Source organism: Anoxybacillus sp. CHMUD, assembly GCF_013096965.1.
GTDB lineage: Bacteria > Bacillota > Bacilli > Bacillales > Anoxybacillaceae > Anoxybacillus > Anoxybacillus kestanbolensis_A.
The window spans coordinates 30,446-46,495 of record NZ_SDLG01000021.1 but is presented as its reverse complement, the minus strand read 5'-3'; the positions used below and the strand labels follow the sequence as shown (position 1 = coordinate 46,495).

Genomic DNA, 16,050 nt, shown 5'->3' with positions numbered 1-16,050 from the left:
AGAGAAAACGCACATACCTACAGGATGAGAGTAAGTAAAAGCGCTTACATATAACGATTTTATAAAACCATATATAACCAAAAAAATCGGTCGAGAAAAAAATCTCCCACAAAGTCTTGACTCAAACGTGTTTGGCCTTCTGCTTTCCGCTTTTCTTGTATTATGCTAAAATGAAAAGCGTGAGAAAAGGAGGAACGAGGCGTTGATTGAATTTATTCGTGGATATGTCGATTACGTTTGCCCGGAATATGTTGTCATCGAAAATAACGGAGTAGGCTATCAAATTTTTACTCCCAATCCGTTTTCGTTTCAAATGAACAAACAGCAACAAATTGTTGTATATACATATCAGTACGTGCGTGAAGATGTGCTTGCGCTCTACGGTTTTCATACTCGCCAAGAGCGAACGTTATTTGCTAAACTATTGCAAGTATCAGGCATCGGACCGAAAGGGGCGCTTGCCATTTTAGCAGCTGGTCAGCTTGAGCAACTTGTTGAAGCGATTGAAGCAGAAAACGATCAGTTTTTATGTAAGTTTCCAGGTGTCGGGAAGAAGACGGCGCGGCAAATGATTTTAGATTTAAAAGGAAAACTGCAAGCCATTGTACCTGATGCTTTCCCGAATTTATTTACAGAGCCACTTGAAGAAACGAATGCGCTTTCTGAAGCGCTTGAAGCGTTAAAGGCGCTCGGTTATGCAGACAAAGAAATTCAAAAAGTTGTGCCGATGCTAAAACAAGAACGGTTATCGACAGAAGGATATATTAAGCTTGCTTTACAAAAACTACTAAAGTAAGGGGGATGCATGATGGAGGAGCGTCTCATTTCAAGCGCAGCTGACTATGATGACGCATCGCTTGAATACAGTCTTCGCCCGAAACAGTTGCGGGAATATGTTGGACAGCAAAAAGTAAAGGAAAACTTAACTGTATTTATTGAAGCGGCGAAAATGCGCGGGGAGACGCTTGATCACGTGTTGTTGTACGGTCCACCAGGGCTTGGAAAAACAACGCTTGCCGCGATTATCGCAAACGAAATGGGGGTGCAATTGCGTACAACAGCGGGACCAGCGATTGAGCGGCCCGGCGATTTAGCCGCGATTTTAACAACGCTTGAACCTGGTGATGTGCTCTTTATTGATGAAATTCATCGTCTGCCGCGAGCAGTAGAAGAAGTGTTGTATCCGGCAATGGAGGACTTTTGTTTAGATATTGTCATCGGTAAAGGACCAGCTGCTCGTTCTGTCCGCCTCGATTTACCACCATTTACGCTCGTAGGGGCAACAACAAGATCTGGGGCGCTTTCTGCCCCGCTGCGTGACCGCTTTGGTGTATTAAGCCGTTTAGAATACTATACCCCTGAGGAGCTTGCGCATATTGTGAAGCGAACAGCGCACATTTTTGCAGTACAAATCGAGGAAGAAGCCGCGTTTGAAATTGCTCGTCGTTCACGGGGCACACCGCGCATCGCAAACCGACTGTTGCGACGTGTACGCGATTTTGCCCAAGTGCGCGGTGATGGGACGATCACGTTTCTTTTAGCGAATGAGGCGCTCGAACAATTGCAAGTCGATCGATTAGGATTAGATCATCTTGACCATAAACTATTAAAAAGTATGATGGAAAAATTTCGCGGTGGGCCTGTCGGATTAGAAACGATTGCCGCAACGATTGGGGAAGAAGCACAAACGATTGAAGACGTATATGAACCGTATTTGTTACAAATCGGTTTTTTACAACGAACACCGCGTGGACGAATCGTTACACCGCTTGCATACCATCATTTTGGGATGGAGGTGCCGCAATGACGAACCTACCAAAAACAATCATGCTGATTGGTGTCGTTCTTATCATCGTCGGTTTTTTGATGCAATTTGTGAAACTTGGTCGATTACCAGGAGACATCGTCATCAAAAAAGAAAACGCAACATTTTATTTCCCGATCATGACATCTGTTATTTTAAGTGTCGTTTTATCGCTTATTTTTTATATTATCGGCCGTTTTCGTTAATACAATAAAGAAAGGGACGCGAATATGAAAATCGATTTATTTGATTTTTATTTACCAGAAGAACTCATTGCACAAACCCCGCTTCCGAATCGTGAAGCATCACGCCTTATGGTGCTCGATAAAAAAACAGGCGAAGTGACACATGAGCCAACATTTCGTTCTATTTTATCGTATTTGAAAGAAGGCGATTGCCTTGTTTTAAACGATACGCGCGTATTGCCAGCCCGACTATATGGAGAAAAAGAAGAAACAGGGGCGCATATCGAAGTGCTTTTATTGAAACAGCTCGATGGCGATCAATGGGAGACGCTTGTCAAGCCAGCGAAGCGTGTAAAAGTTGGAACGATCATCTCATTTGGTGACGGTCGTTTACGTGCGGAATGTGTCGCGGAGCTCGAACATGGTGGACGCATTCTTTCGTTTTCGTATGATGGTATTTTTCTTGAAGTGCTTGAGTCGCTTGGCGAAATGCCGCTTCCTCCTTACATTAAAGCACAACTTCATGACCGCGAACGATATCAAACGGTTTATGCTCGTGAAGCAGGATCAGCTGCGGCTCCGACAGCAGGGTTACATTTTACAGAGCAACTTCTTGAAGATGTACGGAAAAAAGGGGTACATCTCGCCTTCATTACGTTGCACGTCGGATTAGGGACGTTTCGTCCTGTGAATGTAGAAAACATTGAAGAACATGATATGCATGCAGAGTTTTATCAAATGTCAGAACAAACTGCGCAATTGCTGAACGATGTAAAAGCGCAAGGCGGACGTATTATCGCTGTTGGGACGACTTCAACACGCACGTTGGAGACGATTGCATCCCGTCACGATGGAACGTTTGTCGCTGAAAGCGGTTGGACGGACATTTTTATTTATCCGGGTTATACGTTTCGTGCAATTGACGGCATGATTACAAATTTCCATTTGCCAAAGTCGACGCTCATTATGCTCGTTAGTGCGCTAGCAGGTCGAGAGCATGTGTTGCGCGCTTATGAAGAAGCAGTAAAAGAGCGTTATCGGTTTTTTAGCTTTGGCGATGCAATGCTCATTATATAAGTTGAGAAAGGGGACTATATGTGACACCAATTCGTTACGAACTCATTAAAACATGTAAACAAACGGGGGCGCGCCTCGGTATTCTTCATACGCCGCACGGCTCGTTTGAAACACCGATGTTTATGCCTGTCGGTACACTCGCGACTGTAAAGACGCTTTCACCTGAGGAATTGAAGGAAATGGGAGCAGGCGTCATTTTAAGTAACACATATCATTTATGGCTTCGACCGGGGCATGATATCGTCAAAGAAGCAGGCGGGCTCCATTCCTTTATGAATTGGGATCGCGGTATTTTAACAGACTCTGGTGGATTCCAAGTATTTAGTTTAAGTGAGTTTCGCCGCATTGAAGAAGAGGGAGTATATTTCCGCAACCATTTAAATGGCGATAAACTATTTTTATCGCCAGAAAAAGCGATGGAAATTCAAAATGCGCTTGGATCTGATATTATGATGGCGTTTGACGAATGTCCACCGTATCCTGCTACGTATGAGTATATGAAGCGGTCAGTTGAGCGAACGAGCCGTTGGGCGGAGCGGTGCTTAAAAGCGCATCAGCGTCCGAATGAGCAAGGACTATTCGGCATTGTGCAAGGCGGGGAGTTTGAAGATTTGCGCAAACAAAGCGCGCAAGATTTAGTGTCGCTCGATTTCCCAGGATATGCAGTCGGCGGCTTGTCCGTTGGTGAACCGAAAGAAGTAATGAATCGGGTGTTAGAGTTTACAACGCCATTATTGCCAGCGAATAAACCGCGTTATTTAATGGGAGTTGGCTCGCCAGATTCTCTCATCGATGGGGCGATTCGCGGTATCGATATGTTTGACTGCGTACTACCGACGCGCATTGGTCGCAATGGGACAGTGATGACAAGCGAAGGTCGCGTCGTCATTAAAAACGCCAAATATGCGCGCGATTTTACACCGCTTGACCCGAATTGCGATTGTTATACTTGCCGTAATTATACAAGGGCGTATATTCGTCATTTAATTAAATGCGATGAGACATTCGGTATTCGCCTAACCTCTTACCATAATGTGTACTTTTTGATAAAATTAATGGAGCAAGTGCGACAAGCGATTCGCGAAGATCGCCTTGGCGATTTCCGAGAACAGTTTTTTGAACAATACGGTTTCAATAAGCCGAACGCGAAAAACTTTTAGAAAGGGGTGAAAATATGGAGACGTTAGCAAGCTTATTACCGCTTATTTTATTCTTTGCGATTTTTTACTTTTTGCTTATCCGCCCGCAACAAAAACGCCAAAAGGCTGTTCAACAAATGCAGGCAAATTTGCAAAAAGGAGACAAAGTCATTACGATTGGCGGATTGCATGGCATCATCGATTCACTTGATGAAAATACGGTCGTTATTCGCGCGGGCGACGGTTCGCGCCTTACATACGATCGTGCGGCTATTCGTGAAGTCGTCAATGAAAAATAAGACAGGTTTGTTGCCTGTCTTATTTTTATGCGCTTCGTGAGCGAGATGTCGCTACGTTGACGCCGATCATTCCGCCAATGATGGCTGTGATGAGAAATCCAGCATGGTATCCCCATTGTTCAATTGAAAACGTTTGATCCATGCCGAGAAATTGAAATAAAAAAATGATGGTTGTAAAAATGACACCCGTTGCCCCGCCAAGCATCCAGCCGCGCGTTTTCCCTTTTCCACCTGCAATAAACCCACCAAAAAACAATGATAAAAATGCGAGGCCGTGCATCACCCATTGCAATGATGTTTCGTCATAACTTGTCAACTTCAACAAAAGAGCGAATATAAAGCTGCATATGATAGCACTTATAAAAATTGTTATAACCCCATAAAAAATAGCACGAATCATTCGTAACCCTCCTTCCTGCATTTAGTACAAACATATTCGGTTGTCTATTTGTTTAGAATAAAAACGTAGCAACAAACGAGGAGGAATGAATGTGGAGTACGTCACGATTATTTTTCGAACGTTACTATTGTACGGTGTCATTTTATTTATTTTTCGTATGATGGGAAAGAGAGAGATCGGGGAGTTAAGCATTTTAGACTTAGTTGTGTTTATCATGATTGGGGAAATGGCCGTCATTGCAATCGAGCAGCCGAAAGATCCGATTTTTCACACGGTCGTACCGATGATTGTATTGACAACCGCTCAAATTGCTTTTGCGTATTTTTCTTTAAAAAGTGAAATGTTTCGCCGCCTCGTCGATGGATCACCGACGGTCATTATTAACAACGGAAAAATCGATGAAAAAGCGATGCGAAAGCAAAGATACAATTTTGATGATTTACTTATTCAGTTGCGGGAAAAAAATATTAAAAACGTTGCTGATGTCGAGTTCGCCATTTTAGAGCCGTCTGGTAAACTGTCTGTATTTGAAAAAGAAAGAGGAAAAAAGGAAACACCGTCTTTAGCGTTGCCGCTCATTAAAGACGGCGTCATTCAAGAAGAACATTTAGCGCTCATCAATCGAACAGCTGCATGGTTAATCGAACAACTAAAAAAACGTGGATATGAGCAGATCGATCACATTTCATATTGTACATATGAAGATGGAACGTTTTATATTGATGAAAAAGATGAGTGATTAACGAAATAATTGGCGGAACTCATCTTTTTCAATGAGCCGAAACGATTGAGCAAGAGCGAGATATACGAACGCCATAACTGTGATTGCGACAATTGTTTTTGTAAGCAATGAAAATGGCAAAAGCGGAACGAGCCAATGTCCAACTGTTCCAACAGAAACGATGACGAGAAAATGGGCGATGTATTGTTTAACGTATAAAGAGAGTGATATAGCTTTCACGATCGTTGCTGCATGTAATAATGTAACAACCATGATGCCAACGGTGATGGCGAGCGCAGCCCCCATAATGCCGAGCGATGGTTGAGAGGCGAGCCAAAAAATAAGTGCTGTTTTCACGATGGCACCGATCAAACTATTTGTCATCGCCTCTTTCGCTAAGTCGAGTGCCTGCAACACAGCTTGCAGTGGGCCTTGCAAGTAATAAAAGATGAAAAACGGAGCCATCACTTTAACAAAAATTGCAGCTCCATTCGCACCATACATCAATTGCATTATTTCTTCCGCCAATACGTACAACACAACAATCGATAGCCCTCCAGCTAAAAGGGATAGCCGCACAGCTTGATGCAAACGATACTCGATGAGTCGGTGTTGCTTTTGAGCAGCCGCTTCACTAATAGCCGGAACGAGTGAAGTGGCGAGCGCATATGTAATAAATGATGGAAGCATTAAAAGGGGCAGGGCGTATCCAGTCAGCTCCCCATATTGTTTTGTCGCATGGGTTGCAGTGATGCCAGCAAGCGCCAAACTTTGTGCCACGACAATTGGTTCAAAAAACCAGGCGATTGATCCAATCATTCGGCTCCCAAGTGTCGGTACAGCAATGCGCATAAGTGAAACGAACGTATCCTTTCCTTCCTTTACGTAAGCGAAAAAGCGATAACGAATGCGAATCGGCTTTTTTCGTTTAAACGTAATGAATAAATAAACGAGCGATACAAACTCCCCAACGACCGCAGAAACCATCGCCCCTGCTGCGGCATATTCGATACCATACGGCAAAAAAGCGGTTGTAAAAGCAGCGATAAGCGTGATGCGGACCGCTTGTTCAAGCAATTGAGAATACGCATATGGTTTCATTTGCTGTCTTCCTTGAAAATATCCACGCAAAACGGAAGATACAGCGACGATTGGGACGACTGGTGCAATGGCAACGAGCGGATAATAAACGCGTGCATCTGTAAATAACGTTTGAGAAAGAACAGGCGCAATGGCAAGTAGAGCTGGAAAAAAGATCATACTTAAAACAATTGTAATGGATAAAGACACGACTAATATTTTTTTTACTTTTCGTCTGTCGCCCACCGCTTCTGCTTCGGCGACAAGTTTTGAAATGGCGACAGGGAGGCCGAACTGTGTAATCGTAATGGCTAATACAAGTGTCGGAACTGCCATCATATATAAACCGACGCCTTCTTCACCAATGAGACGAGCAACGACGATGCGATTAATAAAACCGAGTATGCGCGTCAACAATCCTGCAACAATTAAAATGATCGTTCCTTTCAAAAATTTGGACATGTTCCTCCCTACCTTCTCAAATGAGGTCATCTTTTATACAATGAAATATATGCACATGTTGGCCAAGCATGACAAAATGGGGGAGATGAATGTGGATCGAAAACAATTAATGCCAGCGCTACAGAGTAAAGTAGATGAACTAAAATTGCTCGGTTATGAGCAAGCGACGATTGAAGATGTATGGAATTGTTTGATGGTGAAAAAATGGAAAAAAAACAAAGAGGAAAAGCGGCTGTTTGAACTTGTTAACGACATTTTATCATTGCGTGCAAGTGATTACATGGCATATGTCGTTCAAAAGGAACAAAAACATGATCATTGGTTTACAGAAGAAGGGCTTTCGGAGTTAGAACAATTGTTTTAATTGTTCGTTTGGAAATTGACAGAAAGTGTACTGTCATTCATAATTTGTTTTGTTGGTAAAAATTCTGGCAGATGCCAGAATAGAGGAGGATTTTTATGGTAAAACGTAGTCGCATCATTGCTTTTTTCCTTCTTGTCGTTTTACTAGGCGGCATGATGGGAACAACAGCGGAGAAAATTGTAAAAAACATTAAACTCGGCTTAGACTTGCAAGGTGGCTTTGAAATTTTATATGAAGTGAAGCCGACAAAAGAAGGAGAAAAAATTACGAAAGACGTGTTGCTTAGCACAGTTAGTGCCCTAAATAAACGCATTAACGTGCTTGGGGTGAGCGAACCACGCATTGACGTAGAAGGAAACGATCGTATTCGCGTTCAATTAGCAGGAGTGAAAGATCAAAATAAGGCCCGTGAAATTTTATCTACAGAGGCGAAGTTAACATTTCGCGATGTACACGATAACGTGTTAATGGATGGGAGCGACCTCGTTGAAGGGGGCGCGAAACAAACGTTTGACGATAAAGGGAAACCAAGCGTTGCCATTCAATTAAAAGACGCCAACAAGTTTAAAGAAGTGACACAAAAAGTATTAAGTATGGCACCGAACAACGTGCTTGTCATTTGGCTCGATTTCAAAGAAGGTGTTGACTCATACGCAAAAGAAGTAGGAAAAGAGCATCCGAAGTTTATTTCGGCAGCACAAGTGAACGAAGTGTTCAACCAGACAGACGTTTCAATCGTTGGAAATTTCACTGTTGAAGAAGCAAAACAATTAGCTGATTTATTAAACGCAGGAGCGCTCCCTGTTGAGTTAAAAGAAATTTATTCAACATCGGTCGGTGCCCAGTTCGGTGAACAGGCGTTACAAAAAACAATTTTTGCTGGCATTATCGGCATTGCCCTTGTCTTTTTGTTTATGCTCATTTTTTATCGTCTTCCAGGAATTGTCGCTGTTGTTACATTAAGTGTATATATTTATCTGATCTTACTTGTTTTCGATTGGATGAATGGTGTATTGACGTTACCGGGCATTGCGGCACTTATTTTAGGTGTTGGGATGGCAGTCGATGCAAACATTATTACATACGAGCGCATCAAAGATGAATTAAAGCTCGGAAAATCGCTCATGTCAGCATATCGCATCGGTAATCGCGGTTCTTTCGGCACGATTTTAGATGCAAACATTACAACGATCATTGCCGGTGTTGTTTTGTTTGCGTACGGGACGAGCTCTGTTAAAGGATTTGCGACAATGCTCATTATTAGCATTTTAGCGAGCTTTATTACAGCGGTATATGGTACGCGTCTCTTGCTCGGTTTGCTTGTGAAAAGTCGCTTATTCGATAAAAAACCACATTATTTTGGCGTTAATCCAAAAGACGTGTTAGATATTGCGAAAGTGACAGATGATACAGATGTGCCGACGAAGTTTGCACGTCTTGATTTTGTGAAACGAAGCAAACTATTTTTCATCATTTCAGGGGCCATGTTTGCCATCGGGCTTGTATTATTGCTAACGGCTAAATTAAATTTAGGAATCGATTTCTCTAGTGGTACGCGCGTTGATTTAATGAGCGAAAAATCATTAACGACCGAAGAAGTGAAGCAAGAGTTAAAACAATTGCAACTCGAACCGAAAGATATTGTCCTGTCTGGCAATAACAACGAAATGGCGATTGTGCGTTTTCTCGGGGTACTTGATCAAAAAGAAATTTCAAAGTTAAAATCGCATTTTAAAGAAAAATACGGGGTAGAACCGAACGTAAGTACCGTATCGCCGACAGTCGGAAAAGAATTGGCGCGCAATGCGTTTATTTCCGTACTCATTGCATCCATCGGTATCATCATTTACGTAACGGTTCGCTTTGAAATGTATATGGCGATTGCAGCTATTGTTGCGCTATTGCATGATGCGTTTTTTATCATCGCCTTCTTCAGCTTAACACGTTTAGAAGTTGATTTAACATTTATCGCTGCTGTGTTAACGATCGTAGGTTATTCCATTAACGACACAATTGTCACATTTGACCGCATTCGCTATTTGATGAAAAAGCGGAAAGTAAAAACGGTTGACGATTTAAAAGATATCGTCAACAAAGCGTTACAACAAACATTTGGACGCTCTGTAAATACGGTTTTAACCGTTGTGTTTACTGTTGTCGCACTTTTATTGTTCGGTAGTGAAGCGATTCGCAATTTCTCATTCGCATTGCTTGCTGGTTTAACTTCCGGCACATATTCTTCGCTTTTCATTGCTGCACAGCTGTGGCTCATTTGGAAAGCAAAGCAATTGAAAAAAGGAAAGCAAAAACGCGACCAACTAGAAGCAGAACCAGAAGTATAACGTCGTGGCGCATGCTGCGACGTTTTTTCGTGGCGTGAATAGGATACACTAAAAAAAACAAAAGGGAAAGGAAGCGAATGGGGTGAATGAACAAGCGCGCTTTCGCCAAGCTCAATTTGCCGCGATGGTTGGTGTTGTTGGCAACGTTGTTTTAGCAGTTATCAAAGGATGGATTGGGATGATCGCAAACAGTAAGGCGCTTATGGCTGATGCGGTACATTCCGCTTCTGACGTAGCAGGCTCACTTGCGGTATGGATTGGGTTACGGGCGGCAAAACAACCGCCTGATGACGATCATCCGTATGGACACGGGAAGGCGGAATCGATTGCTGCCATTATTGTCGCGGTTTTGCTTTTTCTCGTCGGAATAGAAATTGGAACATCTTCTTTTTCTTCATTTTTTCACCCGATTGAACCGCCAAAAATGATAGCTGTATATGCGGTCATCTTATCCATCATCGTAAAAGAAGCGATGTTTCGCTATAAATATGCGTTAGGGAAAAAAATTAAAAGCGATGCGATTATCGTTAATGCGTACGAGCATCGTTCGGATGTTTTTTCTTCGATTGCTGCATGCATTGGCATTGTTGCCGCGATGTTAGGTGAAACATTACATGCACCATGGCTCGTTTATGCAGATCCCGTTGCAGGGCTATTCGTTTCGCTCCTCGTTTTAAAAGTGGCGTGGCAGTTAGGAGCAGAGTCGATTCATCATGCGCTTGATCATGTGTGGCACGAAGAAGAGACGGTGAACTTGCGCGAAGCGGTTTTGTCATTTTCTGAAGTGAAACGCATTGATTCACTTTATGCTCGTCAACATGGGCATTATGTTGTTGTCGATTTAAAAATTGCTGTGTCACCACATTTAACAGTTTTAGAAGCGCATGAGATCGGGAAAAGGGTGAAAGAAAAGCTACTGACGTTTCCGCAAGTGCATAATGTGATGGTGCATATTAATCCGTACGATGAACAATGAATTGCCCCTCAGCCTATTGTTTTGTATAATAAAAAGGTTGAGGGGTGAATGACATGTTAGCATCGAAAACCCGTTGGAATATTCAACAAGTAAACGAGCAACAAGTGCAAATGATTGCGCAAGCGCTACATATCACTCCGCTCGTTGCCTCATTGCTTGTTAGCCGCGGCTACCATACCGTTGAAGCCGCTCGTTCTTTTTTTGAGCGAAAGCAATCATTTCACTCACCATTTTTATTAAACGATATGGAAAAAGCGGTTGAGCGAATAGAGAAAGCGATTACAAACGATGAACATATTCTCGTTTTCGGTGATTATGATGCCGATGGAGTAAGCAGTACAGTCGTCATGGTCAGCGCATTACGAGAAAAAGGAGCGAATGTGTCTTTTTACATTCCGAATCGTTTTACAGAAGGATACGGACCAAATGAACAAGCGTTTCGACTAGCGAAACAACAAGGTGTTTCGCTTATCATTACAGTCGATACAGGCATTTCTGCTTTACATGAAGCCAACGTAGCGAAACAGCTTGGGATCGATTTAATTATTACCGATCATCATGAACCTGGTCCGGTACTACCGGAAGCGTACGCAACGATCCATCCGAAAATAAGCCCGAATTATCCGTTTAAACATTTAGCTGGCGTCGGCGTAGCATTTAAGCTTGCTCATGCGCTTATCGGGCGCGTGCCGTATGAATGGTTGGACGTTGTTGCAATCGGGACAATTGCCGATCTCGTTCCGCTTCAAGACGAAAACCATTTACTCGCTCGGTTGGGCATTGAACAATTTCGTCAAACGAACCGTCTCGGTTTACAGGCACTTTGTAAACAATGTGGCGTATCACATACAGCGGTGACAGAAGATACGATTGCTTTCATGATCGGTCCGCGCGTTAATGCCGCCGGACGTCTCGATTGCGCTGATCCAGCTGTTCAGCTGTTGTTGACGACAGATGCACACGAAGCGGACATGCTAGCGGAGCAAATTGATGCAATGAACCGCGAACGTCAACAACTTGTTAACGAGATAACCGAAGAAGCGATTCAACTTGTCGAGCAACATTATAGAGATGATCGTGTATTAGTTGTGGCGAAAGAAGGATGGAATGTCGGTGTTATTGGCATTGTGGCATCTCGTTTAGTCGAAAAGTTTTATCGTCCGACGATCGTGTTAAGCATTGATCAAGAAAAAGGAATAGCCAAAGGATCAGCGCGAAGTATTGAGGGATTTGACTTATTTGCGAACTTGTCAAACTGTCGCGATATTTTGCCGCATTTTGGCGGGCATCCGATGGCGGCCGGAATGACGCTTTCTTTTCATGATGTAGATGAATTACGTCGTCGCCTAAACGAAGCAGCGGAGCAACAATTAACGGACGAACATTTCATTCCTATCACTCACATCGATTTATGTTGCTCCATCCCAGACGTTTCGCTTGAACTTATCGAACAAATGAATCGGCTTGCACCGTTTGGAATGGGGAATCCGAAGCCGCGTGTCCTTTTCCAACATGTGCAACTCGATACGTTGCGAAAAATTGGAACGGATCAAAACCACTTAAAACTGTTGTTAACGGAAGACGGAAAAACGTTAGAAGCGATCGGATTCGGTTTTGGCAACATCGGTGACGAAATTGCACCGAACGTTCGTCTTTCGATCGTAGGGGAACTTGCTATTAACGAATGGAACAACTTTCGAAAGCCGCAGTTAATGATTCAAGATATAGCAGTGAATGAGTGGCAATTGTTTGATATGCGTCACATTCGTCATCCAAGTAAGTTCATGGCATCGCTACCGAAAGAAAAGCGGTTATTGATCGCTTTTCATCGTGACACAGTAGACGCATTGCAATTGTCGGCATATGCAGATGAAATTGTATATGTGTCGCACGAACAAGAAGCGGTAATTGATGTAGGTGGAAAGTATATTGTTTTTCTTGATTTGCCTCCGTCACAGCAAATCGTTAAAGTTTTATTAAGTTGTAGTTTACCTGAACGCATTTATGCGTTATTCTATCAAAGGGAGAATCACTTCTTTAGCGTATTGCCAACGCGTGAACATTTTAAGTGGTTATATTCCTTTTTGCATAAGCGTAGCCCGTTTGATATGCGACGTTACGCTGATGACTTAGCTCGCTCGCGCGGATGGACAAAAGAAACGATTTTATTTATGATTCAAGTGTTTAAAGAGCTTGGCTTTATAACTGTTGAAAACGGAATCGTTTCTTTAGCTCGCGATGTCCAAAAACGGGATTTAACGGAATCGCCTTCTTACCGATTGAAACAAGCGCAGGCAGAGCTCGAGCATATGTTTTTATACTCATCTTATTCCCAACTGAAACGTTGGTTTGATTCATTGTATGAGGAGGAAAATGTCAATGGATTTAAAACAATACGTCACGATTGTTCCTGATTTCCCAAAACCAGGCATTCAATTTAAAGATATTACAACAATTATGGATAAAGGGGAAGTGTACAAGTACGCAACAGATCAAATCGTCAATTACGCACGTGAAAAGAAAATTGATGTCGTTGTTGGACCAGAAGCGCGTGGTTTTATTATCGGTTGTCCAGTTGCTTATGCGCTCGGTGTTGGATTTGTTCCTGTCCGTAAAGAAGGAAAATTACCTCGCGAAGTCATTCGTGTCGAATACGGTTTAGAATACGGCAAGGATGTATTAACGATGCATAAAGATGCGATTAAGCCAGGTCAGCGCGTCCTTATTACAGACGATTTGTTAGCAACTGGCGGAACAATTGAGGCGACGATTAAGCTCGTTGAACAGCTCGGCGGCATTGTCGCTGGGATTGCATTTTTGATTGAATTAACATATTTAGAAGGTCGCGAAAAGTTGAAAGGATACGATATTTTAACGCTAATGCAATTTTAAGGAAGGAGGGGCAAAACGCTCCTCTTTTTCGCATCATTGCTCTTTACATTTGAGAAAATTTTCATGATAATATTGTCAATACGTTTAAAACAAAGGTGATTGCATGGCAAATGAACAAGTATTAACGGCAGAACAAGTAATTGAAAAGGCGAGCCGTTATTTGTCGAAGGAAGATGTACAGTTTATTGAACGGGCATATGAGTTTGCAAAAGAAGCGCATCGCGAGCAATATCGGAAGTCTGGGGAACCATACATCATTCATCCGATTCAAGTGGCAGGGATTTTAGTCGATTTAGAAATGGACCCTGCGACAATTGCGGCTGGATTTTTACATGATGTCGTTGAAGATACACATGTGACGAAAGAAGATTTAGAAAGAGAATTTGGAAAAGAAGTAGCGATGCTCGTTGATGGTGTAACGAAGCTCGGAAAAATTAAATATAAATCGCATGAAGAACAACAAGCAGAAAATCATCGCAAAATGTTTTTAGCGATGGCGCAAGATATACGAGTCATTTTAATTAAGTTGGCGGACCGTTTGCACAACATGCGCACATTAAAACATTTGCCGATCGAAAAACAACGCCGGATTGCGAATGAGACGCTTGAAATTTTTGCTCCGCTTGCCCATCGGCTTGGAATTTCAAAAATTAAATGGGAGCTTGAAGATACAGCGCTCCGTTATTTAAATCCGCAACAATATTATCGCATCGTCAATTTGATGAAGAAAAAGCGGGCAGAACGTGAGCAATATTTAGAAGAAGTCATCCAAGAAATGCGTGCACGGTTACAGGAAGTCGGGATTCAGGCCGAAATTTCTGGACGTCCAAAACATATTTACAGCATTTATCGGAAAATGGTGTTGCAAAATAAACAATTTAACGAAATTTACGATTTGCTCGCTGTGCGCATTATCGTTGAAAGTATTAAAGATTGTTACGCTGTTCTCGGCATTATTCATACGTGTTGGAAGCCGATGCCGGGACGTTTCAAAGACTATATTGCCATGCCGAAGCCAAATATGTATCAATCGCTTCATACGACCGTTGTCGGACCAAAAGGCGAACCGCTTGAAGTGCAAATTCGGACGTTTGAGATGCATCATATTGCGGAATTTGGAATTGCTGCCCATTGGGCGTATAAAGAAGGAAAGACGATTCGACCGAATACGTTTGAAGAAAAACTAGCATGGTTTCGCGAAATTGTTGAGTGGCAAAACGAAACGAACAACGCAGAAGAGTTTGTCGAAACGTTGAAAATGGATTTATTTTCCGATATGGTGTTTGTTTTTACGCCAAAAGGTGATGTCATTGAGCTTCCAGCCGGTTCGGTGCCGATTGATTTTGCGTATCGCATTCACTCAGAAATCGGAAATAAAACAATTGGAGCAAAAGTGAACGGAAAAATGGTTCCGCTCGATCATCCGCTTCAAACGGGAGACATCGTTGAGATTTTGACGTCCAATCATTCATATGGCCCAAGTCAAGATTGGTTAAAAATCGCCCAAACATCACATGCGAAAAATAAAATTCGCCAATTTTTCAAAAAGCAACGCCGTGAAGAAAACGTTGAAAAAGGAAAAGAGCTTGTCGAAAAAGAAATTCGCAACATGGGTTTTGATGTCAAAGAAGTGCTCACTGTTGAAAATATGAAACGGGTAGCGGAAAAATTTAATTTTGCTAACGAAGAAGATATGTATGCTGCTGTTGGATATAACGGCATTACCGCTGCTCAAGTCGCGCATCGTTTAACTGAAAAGTGGCGAAAACAACGCGATTTAGAAGAACAAGCGAAACGCTTGTCGGACATGCTCCAAGAGGCGAAAACCATCACACCAATGAAAAAACGCGATTTTGGTGTATGCGTGGAAGGAGTAGATAATTTACTTATTCGTTTGTCACGTTGTTGTAATCCGGTGCCTGGTGATGAAATTATCGGTTTTATTACAAAAGGACGTGGCGTTTCTGTTCATCGTGCCGATTGCCCGAACGTGCTTGTTGAAGAAGCAAAAGAGCGACTTATTCCTGTGCAATGGGAGAGCGGGGCAAACTGTCAACGGGAATATACAGTCGACATCGAAATTACTGGATATGATCGACGTGGCTTGCTGAACGAAGTGTTGCAAGCTGTCAATGAGACGAAAACGAACATTTCTGCTGTATCTGGAAGAACGGATCATCGTAATAAAATGGCAACGATTCATATGACGATTTTTATTCATAACGTAAGTCATCTTCAAAAAGTGGTGGAGCGCATTAAACAAATTCCAGATATTTATTCAGTTAGACGGATCATGAATTAGAAAGGGT

Annotated in this window: 15 protein-coding genes; 13 read left to right on the top strand and 2 right to left on the bottom strand. The window is 42.5% G+C overall.

The genetic code is table 11. The features are described 5' to 3' along the window. Positions 1-202: 202 nt before the first annotated feature. Genes ruvA through yajC form a run of 6 tightly spaced genes read left to right on the top strand, consistent with a single transcriptional unit; the run spans position 203 to position 4,504 of the window. Positions 203-796 (top strand): Holliday junction branch migration protein RuvA, encoded by a 594-nt coding sequence (gene ruvA / locus ETB99_RS12220; protein ID WP_171700721.1) that lies wholly within the window; start codon positions 203-205, stop codon positions 794-796. Positions 797-808: 12 nt separating this feature from the next. Beyond that, the gene (gene ruvB, locus ETB99_RS12215; protein WP_171700720.1) at positions 809-1,807 is read left to right on the top strand and encodes a Holliday junction branch migration DNA helicase RuvB; all 999 of its coding nucleotides are present in this window, start codon (positions 809-811) and stop codon (positions 1,805-1,807) included. After that, a complete protein-coding gene (locus ETB99_RS12210; RefSeq protein ID WP_012574396.1) occupies positions 1,804-2,010 on the top strand; it encodes a DUF2905 domain-containing protein in 207 nt (68 codons plus the stop codon). Before ruvB ends, ETB99_RS12210 begins: the two co-directional genes overlap by 4 nt. Positions 2,011-2,034: 24 nt before the next feature. After that, entirely contained in the window at positions 2,035-3,066 is a 1,032-nt protein-coding gene (gene queA / locus ETB99_RS12205; protein WP_077429382.1) for a tRNA preQ1(34) S-adenosylmethionine ribosyltransferase-isomerase QueA, read from the top strand. A gap of 20 nt (positions 3,067-3,086) precedes the next feature. Next, positions 3,087-4,226 (top strand): tRNA guanosine(34) transglycosylase Tgt, encoded by a 1,140-nt coding sequence (tgt, locus tag ETB99_RS12200; protein WP_006320469.1) that lies wholly within the window; start codon positions 3,087-3,089, stop codon positions 4,224-4,226. Positions 4,227-4,240: 14 nt separating this feature from the next. After that, positions 4,241-4,504: a preprotein translocase subunit YajC gene (gene yajC / locus ETB99_RS12195; RefSeq protein WP_077429381.1), complete on the top strand. Its 264-nt coding sequence runs from the start codon at positions 4,241-4,243 to the stop codon at positions 4,502-4,504. 25 nt (positions 4,505-4,529) lie between these two features. Here the strand turns inward: yajC and ETB99_RS12190 are convergent, their stop codons facing one another. Next, positions 4,530-4,904, bottom strand: coding sequence for a TIGR04086 family membrane protein (locus ETB99_RS12190; RefSeq protein ID WP_035019982.1), 375 nt, complete (start codon positions 4,902-4,904; stop codon positions 4,530-4,532). Between the two features lie 85 nt (positions 4,905-4,989). Between ETB99_RS12190 and ETB99_RS12185 the strand changes: the two genes are divergently transcribed. Further along, on the top strand, positions 4,990-5,643 hold the full coding sequence (locus ETB99_RS12185) for a DUF421 domain-containing protein (RefSeq protein ID WP_216366179.1): 654 nt from the start codon (positions 4,990-4,992) through the stop codon (positions 5,641-5,643). Here the strand turns inward: ETB99_RS12185 and spoVB are convergent, their stop codons facing one another. Then, positions 5,644-7,167, bottom strand: coding sequence for a stage V sporulation protein B (gene spoVB / locus ETB99_RS12180; RefSeq protein WP_077429379.1), 1,524 nt, complete (start codon positions 7,165-7,167; stop codon positions 5,644-5,646). It abuts the gene before it with no gap. 85 nt (positions 7,168-7,252) lie between these two features. Between spoVB and ETB99_RS12175 the strand changes: the two genes are divergently transcribed. From ETB99_RS12175 to ETB99_RS12150, 6 genes are all read left to right on the top strand, one after another. Continuing rightward, on the top strand, positions 7,253-7,531 hold the full coding sequence (locus ETB99_RS12175) for a post-transcriptional regulator (RefSeq protein ID WP_216366178.1): 279 nt from the start codon (positions 7,253-7,255) through the stop codon (positions 7,529-7,531). A gap of 95 nt (positions 7,532-7,626) precedes the next feature. Further along, positions 7,627-9,873: a protein translocase subunit SecDF gene (secDF, locus tag ETB99_RS12170; protein ID WP_171700719.1), complete on the top strand. Its 2,247-nt coding sequence runs from the start codon at positions 7,627-7,629 to the stop codon at positions 9,871-9,873. An 82-nt stretch (positions 9,874-9,955) separates the two neighbouring features. Next, a complete protein-coding gene (locus ETB99_RS12165; protein WP_129000629.1) occupies positions 9,956-10,849 on the top strand; it encodes a cation diffusion facilitator family transporter in 894 nt (297 codons plus the stop codon). A gap of 53 nt (positions 10,850-10,902) precedes the next feature. Further along, on the top strand, positions 10,903-13,263 hold the full coding sequence (recJ, locus tag ETB99_RS12160) for a single-stranded-DNA-specific exonuclease RecJ (protein ID WP_129000628.1): 2,361 nt from the start codon (positions 10,903-10,905) through the stop codon (positions 13,261-13,263). Continuing rightward, positions 13,229-13,741, top strand: coding sequence for an adenine phosphoribosyltransferase (locus ETB99_RS12155; protein ID WP_004889284.1), 513 nt, complete (start codon positions 13,229-13,231; stop codon positions 13,739-13,741). Before recJ ends, ETB99_RS12155 begins: the two co-directional genes overlap by 35 nt. A gap of 103 nt (positions 13,742-13,844) precedes the next feature. Further along, entirely contained in the window at positions 13,845-16,043 is a 2,199-nt protein-coding gene (locus tag ETB99_RS12150) for a RelA/SpoT family protein (protein ID WP_077429375.1), read from the top strand. Positions 16,044-16,050 lie beyond the last annotated feature (7 nt).

Excerpts from the sequence above, each read along its gene's own strand:
- ETB99_RS12175 (WP_216366178.1), top strand. The coding sequence starts at position 7,253 with ATGAATGTGGATCGAAAACAATTAATGCCAGCGCTACAGAGTAAAGTA.
- ETB99_RS12190 (WP_035019982.1), bottom strand. The coding sequence starts at position 4,904 with ATGATTCGTGCTATTTTTTATGGGGTTATAACAATTTTTATAAGTGCT.
- ETB99_RS12185 (WP_216366179.1), top strand. The coding sequence starts at position 4,990 with ATGAATGTGGAGTACGTCACGATTATTTTTCGAACGTTACTATTGTAC.
- yajC (WP_077429381.1), top strand. The coding sequence starts at position 4,241 with ATGGAGACGTTAGCAAGCTTATTACCGCTTATTTTATTCTTTGCGATT.
- recJ (WP_129000628.1), top strand. The coding sequence starts at position 10,903 with ATGTTAGCATCGAAAACCCGTTGGAATATTCAACAAGTAAACGAGCAA.
- spoVB (WP_077429379.1), bottom strand. The coding sequence starts at position 7,167 with ATGTCCAAATTTTTGAAAGGAACGATCATTTTAATTGTTGCAGGATTG.
- ruvB (WP_171700720.1), top strand. The coding sequence starts at position 809 with ATGGAGGAGCGTCTCATTTCAAGCGCAGCTGACTATGATGACGCATCG.
- queA (WP_077429382.1), top strand. The coding sequence starts at position 2,035 with ATGAAAATCGATTTATTTGATTTTTATTTACCAGAAGAACTCATTGCA.
- secDF (WP_171700719.1), top strand. The coding sequence starts at position 7,627 with ATGGTAAAACGTAGTCGCATCATTGCTTTTTTCCTTCTTGTCGTTTTA.
- ETB99_RS12150 (WP_077429375.1), top strand. The coding sequence starts at position 13,845 with ATGGCAAATGAACAAGTATTAACGGCAGAACAAGTAATTGAAAAGGCG.
- ETB99_RS12155 (WP_004889284.1), top strand. The coding sequence starts at position 13,229 with ATGGATTTAAAACAATACGTCACGATTGTTCCTGATTTCCCAAAACCA.
- ETB99_RS12210 (WP_012574396.1), top strand. The coding sequence starts at position 1,804 with ATGACGAACCTACCAAAAACAATCATGCTGATTGGTGTCGTTCTTATC.